2 protein-coding genes and 1 tRNA gene are annotated in these 2,362 nt (G+C 49.4%); 1 reads left to right on the top strand and 2 read right to left on the bottom strand.

Features of this window, described 5'->3' with window-relative positions:
- Together mnmA and DBO31_RS05850 are read right to left on the bottom strand one after the other, a co-directional pair.
- The coding region (gene mnmA, locus DBO31_RS05855; protein ID WP_150824674.1) for a tRNA 2-thiouridine(34) synthase MnmA at window positions 1–935 on the bottom strand (935 nt) is incomplete at its 3' end.
- Entirely contained in the window at window positions 932–2,086 is a 1,155-nt protein-coding gene (locus DBO31_RS05850) for a cysteine desulfurase family protein (protein WP_234995410.1), read from the bottom strand. The genes DBO31_RS05850 and mnmA, both read right to left, overlap by 4 nt.
- A 143-nt stretch (window positions 2,087–2,229) precedes the next feature.
- Here DBO31_RS05850 and DBO31_RS05845 point away from each other — a divergent pair.
- Window positions 2,230–2,304: transfer RNA gene (locus DBO31_RS05845), tRNA-Arg, on the top strand.
- The last annotated feature ends 58 nt before the right edge of the window (window positions 2,305–2,362 follow it).

Genomic DNA, 2,362 nt, shown 5'->3' with positions numbered 1-2,362 from the left:
GCCGCGTAACGTATCTTTCCTAATGCTGCAAACGGCCCTTCCGGCCGTCCTTCCACCCATGAGAGGTCCCGGGCCATCACTTCTGTACGGAATAAATCTGCTTCCGAACCGACGATGACCTGATTGCGTTTCACATCGAGTGCGACAACATAATACGGACCTCCGGGGCCACCGAGATGCAGGCCGCGGCGCTGGCCGATGGTATAACAGGGGATTCCCTGATGACGGCCGACCACATGACCGCGGATATCGACAAAATTTCCGGGTTTAAAACATTTTGGGACCCGTTTTTTTAAGAAACCTTTATAATCATTATCAGGGATAAAACATATATCCTGACTTTCCGGTTTATTAAAAACAGGCAAGCCAAATTTTTTAGCCAGTTCCCTCGTCTGTACCTTTTCCAGTTCCGCCATGGGAAATAGAATATGGGGCAGCAACTCCTGTGTCAGCTGATACAGGACATATGACTGGTCTTTCCGCCGGTCCGTCCCCCGCAGCAGTTCATAGACGCCGCGTTGTTCATTATGCCTGATACGGGCATAATGGCCCGTCGCCAGATACTGGGCGCCAAATTGCTGAGCCTGCTGCCATAACAGGCCAAATTTAATGAATTTATTACAGGCAATGCAGGGATTGGGAGTCTGCCCTTTTACATAGGACTGGACAAAATAATCAATGACATCGTCGCGGAATAACTTCCTGTAATCCAAGGTATAATGGGGAATGCCAATGACAGAAGCCACTGCTTTGGCATCATCAACGGCAGATAAAGAACAGCAGGAATGGACATTTTCGACTGCCGGACAGGACGGATCCTCTTCCCATAAACGCAGCGTAATGCCAATGACATCATAGCCCTGTTCCTTTAAGAGCGCTGCCGTTACAGAACTATCTACTCCACCGCTCATAGCAACGGCGACACATTTCGTCATAATCTTTCTCCTTTTCTAAGAGATCTGGTAATATCCTGAATCGCTTGTATCACCGTATAAATCTCTTCTGTTGTATTTTCCGGACCAAAGGACATGCGGATACTGCTGCGGAGCCATTTCTCACCGACGCCCATAGCCATCAGTACATGGGAAGGTTCAACTGCCCCGGCTTCACATGCTGATCCTGCTGACACAGCAATGCCCTGCCGGTCCAGGGCAATCAGAAGAACCGGGCTTTCCATGCCGTCTACACTAAAATCTATAATATTGGGCAAAGACTGGGACAAACTGCCATTCAGGTGCAACAAGTCATTGCCTTCGATAAGGCCGTGGTAAACCAGATTTTTCACTATACGGACTTTTTGAATCCGTTCCGGCCGTTCCTTTTCCAGAAGATCCGCCGCCATGCCAAATCCGACGATTCCGGCTACATTTTCCGTTCCTGCACGCAGACGATGTTCCTGTGGTCCTCCATAAGCCTCAGAAGCCAGCTGCAGCCCTTTGCGGATATATAGAGCTCCTATGCCTTTAGGACCGTATATTTTGTGGCTGCAGACGGTTAGCAGATCTATGCCATCTTCTATAGGATGTACGGGAAGGTAACCAAAGGCCTGGACGGCATCGACATGAAATACGATTCCGCATTCTCTGGCTATAGCTCCCAGTTCCTGTACAGGCTGAATCGTGCCAGTCTCATTATTGGCATACATGATGGAAATGAGGACCGTATCGGGACGGATTGCCTGCCGTAACGCTTCAGGAGAGACACGGCCGTCGCAATCCACTGGAAGTATCGTCAGTGCATATCCTTCATGTTCCAGCGCCCTGAACGTATTCAAAACGGCCTGGTGCTCCACAGCTGACGTAATCAGGTGCCCGCCCTGGGGATAATTGGCCCGCAGATAGCCCCGTATGGCCAGATTATCCGCTTCCGTACCGCCACTAGTAAATACAACATCACCGGAGGCCACTCCCAGACAATGGGCAAGCTGCTGCCGCGCCTGTTGTACAGCCGCACGGGCCTGCTGCCCAAAATAATGCAGACTGGACGGATTCCCATATTGGTTTGTCAGATACGGCATCATGGCCTCCAGCACCCTCCGATCCAGAGGGGTAGCCGCTGCATGATCCAGATAAATACGTTCCATCATTGCGTCAACTCCATTTTAAGCCTATTTTATATAATACCATATATAGATACGTGTTGCCAGTAAAAATATAGCAAGAACCTGCGTTTCCGGTCTTGAAATAATTTTTAATTCGTGATATTATATGAAAGTACGTTATATGACATGCGCCTATAGCTCAGGGGATAGAGCACCGGTCTCCGGAACCGGGTGCGAAGGTTCGAATCCTTCTAGGCGCACCACTAACAAGTAAGCGGTTTCTCAATGATGAGGAACCGCTTACTTGTTACTTTGCCGCTT

It is taken from the genome of Megasphaera sp. DJF_B143, assembly GCF_900320625.1.
Classification (GTDB): Bacteria; Bacillota; Negativicutes; order Veillonellales; family Megasphaeraceae; genus Megasphaera; species Megasphaera hexanoica.
This window is presented reverse-complemented; position numbering and strand designations above follow the sequence as displayed.